This is a genomic window from Allobosea sp. 47.2.35 (assembly GCF_024655635.1).
In the GTDB taxonomy this organism is placed as follows: Bacteria; Pseudomonadota; Alphaproteobacteria; order Rhizobiales; family Beijerinckiaceae; genus Allobosea.
On sequence record NZ_JANLGI010000045.1, the window covers coordinates 1 to 7983 of the forward strand.

The window sequence follows — 7983 nt, forward strand, 5'->3', positions numbered from 1 at the left end:
AAAGTTGGACGCCGATCCCCCGCCTCACGGGGTCAAACTTGCACGCCGAAACACATAAGAAGACGTTCAACCCTAATCACTTAGGTCTGAAATGCGGCTCCAACCGCCAGCATTTAATCCGGCCAGCGCTCCCCGCGCCGCCATTGCTCAGGGTCGATGAACGTCCCGGCATGCATCCCGACATCGGCCGCCAAAGCCTCGTCATAGGCCTTGGAGTAGCGAGCGCCCCCATATCGCCAGTACGGTACGGCCCAGCCCTGCCGGATCATCTCCCGCCCGATATCGAGGCCGGCAGCATTGGTGCAGTTGGCGACCTCGCGTCCATAGCGGTCATGGGTTTCGACCGTGCAGCGGACACCTTGGCGGATCAGCCTCGCCAACGCATCCCGCGAGTCCCGTCCGCATAGCGTCGCCTTGCCTGTGTCCGAACGGCAGACCTGGCTCAGCTCGGGCGCGTCCATGGCCGAGAGGCGGATGCGCTGCGAACCTATTCGAAGGGTGTCTCCGTCGATGGCCAGGGCTTGGCCGGGGCGAAAGTCATAAGCCTGCGCCCCGGCGCTCGCTATCGCGGCGAGCCATAGGAGCACGACCAGGGCGGGACGGGATTTGAGCATGCGAGAATCTATCAACCCGGAGCCGGATAAACAAACCGCCGGGAACCGAAGTCCCCAGCGGTCGAAGCGCCTAAGCCGCAGGCCGTGGCCACTCAGGATCTAGGGAAACCGATTCACCTTCCGGCCCGTACACCGTGATGCCGTTATGCCCACCGAAGACGCGACAGGCAGCCGCCGCGACGCTGTGAGCGATGCCTGCGGTGCTGTGCTCGCCTTCCTGCCGTAACCACACATTGAAGGCAGGCGATGCCTTGCTGTTGCACTCGATGCGCTTGATCTTCGCCAGCGCTGCGGCACCCCACATGAGGCCCAGCATCGACCGCATCCCGTCCAGCTCGTGTTTCAGCGAATGCCGGCTCGCGACGGCGATATGGTCCGCAGGATTGCCAGGCCGGCGGACGACGCGGCGTTGAGGGAAGTCGACCACCCTCATGGTGCGGCCCTCAGCTTGCACGACGGTTGTTGTTGGCAGCGGACCCTGCTTCCTGGCCCAGAGAGCGGTAGCTGCCTTCGATCGCGTCGAAGCGGCGGCTGGCGCTCATGAACCAGAACTTGACCTGGCCAGGATGACCGCAGATCGGCTGCCGCCTGATCTTTCTCGCCAGCACCAGCGTGCAGCGCTCTTCGAAGTCGCGATACACGACAATCCCGGCATCCGCCTTGTTGCGCCAATGGGCCGAGCCGGAGATGTCATAGAGGCCAGGCACCGGCTCCTTGCCACCGGAAGGGTTCGAAATCTTCGTGGGGTGCGCGACCATGAACACGGTGACCCCGTGGACCTTGGCGAAGCGCTTGCACTTGCTGATTAGCTGCGAAACGAACTCGGTTTCCGTCATGCCTTGAGGGCGGCCGGCCTCAAGCTCGTTGTAGGGGTCGACGATCAGGCCATTGATGCCCTTGCGCAGAACAGCAGCTTTCGCCCGCTCCAGAACCCAATCGATCGAAGGCGTATGCTCGCCCGAGTCGATGAACACGAAGCGGTCGTGAACCCACCGCATCGACGTGTGAAGCTGCTCCTCATCCATCCGCATCGACGGGCCATCGTGGAAAGGCAGGCCGGCATGAATCTCGCACAGGTCGATGATGTGATTTTCGCTTCCCGTCTCGGGCGAGAACACAGCCCAGCGCCAGCCGTGCAGGTCCGACATGGTCGCGGCAGCCTGATCCAGCCAACGGCTCTTGCCGTGGTTGGGGATGCCAGTGACGACGACGAACTGGCCGGGCAGCACCTTGAACGCCTGATCCATGTCCCGCCCCATCCCGAGCGAGAGAGGCTTAGGCCCTTCGCCGCGATAGGTGGCCAGCACCTCGTCCGCGAACGTGTCCGCACCGTAGAGGCCATCAATCGGCCAGGGCTCGGCATTCTCGACGCGCCCTCGCAGCACGCCCTTGCCGAATTGCATCAGGCACTCGTTGGCGTCCTTCGTCTGGGTCGTCCCATCGGCCGGGAAGGTGACGCGCCAGCATCGATCCTTGCCCAGCCGGCGGGCCAGCTCCTGCGCCAGCAGTTCGCCGGGGCCGTCCATATCGGTGGCAATCAGGATGCGGCCAGCGGCCTCCAATTCGGCCGCATGCGTCGCAAGGGGCTCATAGCGCTTGTCCGACTGCTCGGGCCGATCGGGGGCGCCGTTCGGGAGACTGACCACATTGGACAGTCCGGCCTCGACGAAGGCCAGCACGTCCATTTCGCCCTCAACGAAAATCAGATCCTCGCCCGGCTTGATCGCATCGGCGTTGTAGAGGACGGGCTCCGGGTTCTTTTCCTGGCGAAAGTTCTTGTCGTTGTCGCGATACTTCACATTGCGCAGCGTGCCGGCCCATTCATACGGGAAGGCGATGCAACTGGCCTCGGCCTCAAGCTGCGGAAACCACTGACGAGTGCGATAGATGCCCATGCGCTCGACAGTGGCGGCAGAGATGCCGCGACCTTCGAACCATGCCAGCAGCTTGTCGGGGCGTTCGGGGTTCTCGATCCGAACAGGACGATTGAACATGCGGACCTCGCGGACGGGGTTGCGCCTGAAGTCATCGCCCCCGGCGCCGCCGGTCCAGCCGCAGTGATGGCACTGCCAGCGGACCCGATCGGCAAACACGGTGACGGACAGGCAAGGGTCGGTTTTCTTTTTGCGGAGATGCGAGCAGCGCGGGCAGGTGGCCTTGTGATTGCCCTGCGCCCATGAGCGAAGCCGGATGCCTTCGGCCTTGGCGGTTTCGAGGAAATCCATGCTCAACCCCTCGCCATCGTGAACTGGAGGGAATCGGAACGCTGCGCCGGCCGGGCCTTCAGAGCCGCCTCGATCCAGGCGACTGGATCAGCCGCGTTCTGCTCCTGTGCATCCTCGATCGTGCGCAGCACCTTGCGCGCATCGTCGCTGGCGACCCGGAGCCATCGCCCAATCAGCGACCGCGCCGGACCAACAGGCTTGCCGGTCATTTCCGAGACGGAAGCAAGGCCCTGCCTGAAGAGACGTTCCCGCCAGTCGACGGGGAGGGCAGTAACTGCCGAAGGCTCAGCCGGGGCGGCAGCGCCCGTAGCTTTAGCTACGGAATTACTCCTCTCCTCTCCTCTCCTCTCCCTTGCCGTGACAGTTCCGTCATCGTCACGGCTGATGCGTGACATGTCCTCCGTATCCCCTTCGTCGTTCCGGTCCCGGTCACGCTTGCGGCGCTGCCGATCGGCTGCGGTCGGGTCGTTCGAGAACGACATGGCGCCTCGTTCCGCCTTTCCATCTGCGGCGGTGAAGGATCGAATCTCGGCCGTCACCGGATGGGCTGCCCTCGGCCACTTCGGGCGTTGGTAGCGGCAGAAGTTGCGGATCGCGCCGAAGGTGGCTCCGCCGCTTTCATAGCGACGGATGAGCTTGTGGGCCTCCAGTTCGTCCAACAGGCTTGAGACATCGCTGACGGCGGCAGGCAGGATGCGCATCTTGAGAGAGACGGGCTTCCATTCGAACACGCCTTGGTCGTCAGCATCGCAGAGCAGGCCAATCCAGAACACTTGAGCCTGCGCCGAAAGGGCGACGAAGACTTCATCGCTGAAGAGGCCAGGGTGGATTGAGCGGATGCGAGCCATTAGCGCTGCGCCTCCGCAATCATGTCCTCGGTCACGTTCTCCGCGCACCACGAGCACCATTCCGCATGCACGATCAGCGGAACGTCGTACCGATCGATGGTCATGGTGGTCCCGCGAAACGGTCCAGCCACCTCTTCAGGCCGGCGCTCGATCAAGCCGCGAGAAACGAGCGCTTCGAGTACTCGCGGATGATGGCCGGCCAGATCGTTGCCGATGGCGATTTGTTCGAAAACCTCATGGGCGCGCTTACTCAACCCGGCGCACGGATGAGGCTGGTGAGCAGCTTTGGTGCTGGTCATTGTCCTGCCTCGCTGGAGATGAGGCGCAGGCCATCACGCTCGGCCATTTCGCGAGCGAGAGCGGCGGCAGCCTCGGGGGTGTTCGGGGTGGCGGAGTGGCGCCTGACAAGGCGCCCTCCCTGACTGGTAGCGGCGCACCAGCAACCGAAGTCCAAGACGACCTCGACCGCGTCGGGCATGCGCTTAACGCCGCGCACGTTGGGGCGGGGGAACCGGACCACGTCAGCCATCGTGCTCGGCCTCCGTGGTGAGCTGGCGCATCGCCTCGGGCAGCGTATCGAGAGCCGCGTTGGCGAATGCTGCGAACTTGCGGACAGAGCGCATCAGGGCTGGCGCATCGCCCATCGCGAGATGGTCGTAAGCGTGGTCCAGATGGAGGCTGGCATAAGCCAGCGCTCCGCCCATGAAGGCGCGAGGGTTGCTCGCGCTATCGATGTCGCCATGTTGCGGCAGAGGGAGAGGGAGAACGTTCACGCCGCCCTCCGCTCGATGACAGTGACAGGGACGCTCAGGATGTAGCGGGCATGCGTACCGGCATAAGGCCCCGCGTGCTTTTCATCGTGGGTCACGACGCCCACGCCGCCCCGGCGGAGTTTGAACACATAGTGCGACCAGCGCGGGCCGGGATGGTCGATCGGCGTACAGCCCTTCGAGCCGGCGTTGATGAGGTTGTCCAGAGCCCAAGCGTCGCGACCCTTGAAGGTCTTGGGGTTCGGATCGCCTTCGATCGTGACGGTGATGTATTTCAAGTTTGCCATCGTCAGCGGCCCTCCTTCGGCCCGATCGAAGCGAGACGAAGAACCTCGGCAGCGTGCAGTTCGGACAGGCCGAAACGGTGCCGCAAGCGATTGACGAGGACGGTGGAGATGTTATTTTCGAGGGTGCTAGCTGCCAGGCAAGCAATTCCCCCGAGGCCGGTTTCGCGCTGCCGCGCGGCCGGCCTCATCGTTTCAAGGTGCATGAGCTAAGCCGCCTCCAATTCCGCAGAGGGGAGGGACGCAACCCAAGCCTTGAAATCTTCTGCGAGGATGAGCGTCTGCCGGCCGTTCTTGCGGGCTTTCAGTTCGCCCGACTTCAACAGCCGATAGACTTTGCGCCGGCTCATTCGAGCTTGGGTCGCTACGTCATCGAGCGTGAGAGCAACGGTGTTCACGTTGATTTCTCCGAACCCATCATCCGGCGTTCGGCTTCGTGCCAAGACGCGTCGTGATGTGTTCGGACGTTGCTAAGTCTTTGAAATCGGGTGAACCTCTGCTCGATTAATCCGCTAATCGATTTGCCGGCCGATTAATCGGACGATTTCTCAACCGATTTCGATCCGGCTTCGCTCGGCCGTCCAGCACGCTTCTTGCGGGGCAAGCTGGCAGCCTCCCGACCGTCCGGCCAAATCGATCTTTTCCATTCATAGGAAGAGATATCGAACTCCAAGGATGCCCTTGCCTTCGCCAAGAGCTTGTCGCGTCCTTCATCCTTATTGGCTGTCAGCGCGTCGCGTACGAAGGCCGTTGCCGTCTTGACTTGGGCGGCGGTCATTTCCTGTCTTTTTACCGGTCGCTCCTCATCTCGCTCCAGAGATGGTGACTCGGGTAGTACGATTGTTGATGTGGGAAGAACGGCGCTTAGAGCCGCGTCCAGCTCGGCTTTGTTGATGAATATCCAATGCGTTCCATTCGGAATGTTCGGCCTCCCAGGAACCATTGCGCAATTCTGCACTCTCTGTCGAAGCAGTTCGGCGGAAGGCATGCGCCAATCGCCGGTTGCTGTCGGGATGAGTTCACCGCCCTTCCTGTCCTGAGCCTGCGGTGTGATGGCGCCGCGTACGATTTGGTTGAAGAGCCATCTCGCAACCTGATTAACAATAGCGATTTCGGCTTTGCGGTGTTCATTATCCGCGTGCAGCTTGGCCAGAAACGCATCCCAATCGTAGGAGGAAAACCAATAGCCGGGCGCGCGCTTCTGCTCGCCCAGCCCTACGCCTAAGAAAGCAGAGGAGTTTCCCCCGAGGTCGCCAAGCGTCCGAAACTGAGACTGCGGCACAGCCGGCCCTGGCTCCAAGTCTTCCTGGTAGCGGTCGCGAAAGTGGACCAGCATGAAGATGTGTGCCAACTGGCGTTCTTCCTGGCTGGCATCCTCAACCTTCGCTGGCTTGGCCGGCCAAAGGTTTATCGAGGGCAACTTGTCCTCCCAGACATCGGGCAGTAAGACGCGCCCGATGCGCTGGATTGCTGGCACCAGAAATTCATGGTCGTCATCAGTCATCGGCCATTGCTGGCCCGCCCACAGGCGATGGAAAAGCTCTTCTGCCATCTCGTCGCACCCCGCGACTGCACCCAACGTTAGGACGGGGAAACCGAGTGGTGCGCCTCGGCTTTTCGGCTGGCCGGCCTATCCCCGCCCGTCTCGGCTTACCCCGCGTTCGATCGAATGGGGGTCACATTGTCCGCCTTTGTGCGTAACGTTCCGACGTACCGGCTCCACGCGTCCATGAGCTTCCGACGCTTCTCCAGCGCGTCGCCACGGCGATAGGCGCGCTCGGTTTCGTCTCCGACAGTGTGGGCTAGCGCCGCCTCGGCAATCTCTCGCGGGAATGATGTCTGCTCCCCAGCCCAATCGCGGAAGGAGCTGCGGAAGCCATGGGGCGTATACTGCTCCATCTCCATTCGACGCATCAGCATGAGGATGGCATGGGACGAGAGCGGCTTGCCTTTGCGGGCGCCGGCAAAGACGTAATCGCTGGTGCTCATCTGATGGAGGGCCTTCACGATATCGACCGCGCGCGAGGAGAGCGGCACGCGGTGGATGCGTCCTGCTTTCATCCTGATCGCCGGAACTGTCCAAATGGCTCGATCAAAATCGAACTCGCTCCAGACTGCGCCGCGAATCTCTCCCGTTCGGGAGGCCGTCAGGATGAGAAATTCCAGCGCTCGCGCAGCGGTAGCGTCTCTCTCTCTTAGCGAGCGAACGAAAGCAGGAACGTCGTCGTAGGGCATAGCCGCGTGATGGCCGCGTGCCAGCTTCGACCGTTTGGGCAAAAGCTTGTCGAGATGGCCGCGCCAACGAGCCGGGTTCGCGCCTGTGCGTTTGCCCTTCGCCGTCGCGGCATCCAAAATGCGCTCGATCCTGCCGCGCACCCGCGATGCGGTTTCCTGCTTCGTCTTCCAGATCGGCTTAAGCACGTCCAACACATGCTCTGTCCCGATCTCATCGATGCGAAGGGGCCAAAGCAAGCCCGCATGGGTTTTCAGTGACGAGGTCCACTGCGCCTGATGCTTCTCATTGCGGAAGCCGGATTTAATGTCCTCGATCAGGTCCGCCGCGAAGTCTCCGAATGTGAGAGCCTTGCCGGCTTCTGCCTCTGCTGCCGCAGCCGCCTCTTTCCGGGCCATGATAGGATTTCGCCCAGCATCGAGCAGCTTTCGCGCATCCGCCGCTTTGTCGCGAGCCTCGGCTAGCGTTACAGAACCGAGGCCGCCTAGCCCCATCTCTTTTCGAACGCCGTCCCAGCGAAACATGAAAAGCCAGCGTTTCGCGCCGCTGGCGTCTATCCAGAGGTAAAGGCCGCCACCATCGCTATGGCGGCCCGCCTTCGTGAGGGCGGCAACGCCTCTAGCAGAAAGCTTGTTGACCTGGCGCCCCACCGTCACCCCACCTTTAGCCCCACCGCGCGACTGTCATTTTATGTCACGCAGTGGCACGCAAAGGCAATGACTTCGGGTTTTGTTCTCTCGACGTGTCCACAATGTTCACGGTGTGGCACACCATGGCAGTTCAATTCCACGGACTCCCTGTCCGCCATTACATCAATCCTGACTAATCGTATGGATTGATAAATTATATCCTGCGGGCGACCTTCGCCCCAACGCTCACCCCAACACTCTCGACCGCTCGTGCCGTTTTGGATGGGGCGTACGTGCCTTGCATTGAGCAATGCTCTTCAGCTTCGCGCCAGGGGACTAAGCCGCTCTCGCGGCAGGGCGCTGCGGCGCGGTCATCGCTG

General features: G+C 62.2%; 11 protein-coding genes. All 11 read right to left on the reverse strand.

The genetic code is table 11. The features are described from left to right. Nucleotides 1-113: 113 nt before the first annotated feature. On the reverse strand, nucleotides 114-614 hold the full coding sequence (locus tag NUV79_RS24905; RefSeq protein ID WP_257735768.1) for a thermonuclease family protein: 501 nt from the start codon (nucleotides 612-614) through the stop codon (nucleotides 114-116). A gap of 70 nt (nucleotides 615-684) precedes the next feature. Then, nucleotides 685-1047, reverse strand: a complete 363-nt coding sequence (locus NUV79_RS24910; protein ID WP_257735769.1) for a hypothetical protein — start codon at nucleotides 1045-1047, stop codon at nucleotides 685-687. Nucleotides 1048-1057: 10 nt separating this feature from the next. Beyond that, the gene (locus NUV79_RS24915; protein ID WP_257735770.1) at nucleotides 1058-2839 is read right to left on the reverse strand and encodes an AAA family ATPase; all 1782 of its coding nucleotides are present in this window, start codon (nucleotides 2837-2839) and stop codon (nucleotides 1058-1060) included. Nucleotides 2840-2841: 2 nt separating this feature from the next. Continuing rightward, nucleotides 2842-3687, reverse strand: a complete 846-nt coding sequence (locus NUV79_RS24920) for a hypothetical protein (RefSeq protein ID WP_257735771.1) — start codon at nucleotides 3685-3687, stop codon at nucleotides 2842-2844. Then, nucleotides 3687-3986: a hypothetical protein gene (locus NUV79_RS24925; protein WP_257735772.1), complete on the reverse strand. Its 300-nt coding sequence runs from the start codon at nucleotides 3984-3986 to the stop codon at nucleotides 3687-3689. Before NUV79_RS24925 ends, NUV79_RS24920 begins: the two co-directional genes overlap by 1 nt. Before the next feature lie 222 nt (nucleotides 3987-4208). Next, complete coding sequence (locus tag NUV79_RS24930; protein ID WP_257735773.1) at nucleotides 4209-4460, reverse strand: hypothetical protein; 252 nt, start codon at nucleotides 4458-4460, stop codon at nucleotides 4209-4211. Beyond that, nucleotides 4457-4744 (reverse strand): winged helix domain-containing protein, encoded by a 288-nt coding sequence (locus tag NUV79_RS24935; RefSeq protein ID WP_308218250.1) that lies wholly within the window; start codon nucleotides 4742-4744, stop codon nucleotides 4457-4459. The genes NUV79_RS24930 and NUV79_RS24935 overlap by 4 nt, the downstream gene beginning before the upstream one ends. Before the next feature lie 2 nt (nucleotides 4745-4746). Continuing rightward, nucleotides 4747-4947, reverse strand: coding sequence for a hypothetical protein (locus tag NUV79_RS25365; RefSeq protein ID WP_374679331.1), 201 nt, complete (start codon nucleotides 4945-4947; stop codon nucleotides 4747-4749). Between the two features lie 3 nt (nucleotides 4948-4950). After that, nucleotides 4951-5091, reverse strand: coding sequence for a helix-turn-helix domain-containing protein (locus tag NUV79_RS25370; protein ID WP_374679332.1), 141 nt, complete (start codon nucleotides 5089-5091; stop codon nucleotides 4951-4953). Between the two features lie 182 nt (nucleotides 5092-5273). After that, on the reverse strand, nucleotides 5274-6293 hold the full coding sequence (locus NUV79_RS24945; protein ID WP_257735775.1) for a hypothetical protein: 1020 nt from the start codon (nucleotides 6291-6293) through the stop codon (nucleotides 5274-5276). A gap of 98 nt (nucleotides 6294-6391) precedes the next feature. Further along, entirely contained in the window at nucleotides 6392-7624 is a 1233-nt protein-coding gene (locus NUV79_RS24950; RefSeq protein ID WP_257735776.1) for a tyrosine-type recombinase/integrase, read from the reverse strand. Nucleotides 7625-7983 lie beyond the last annotated feature (359 nt).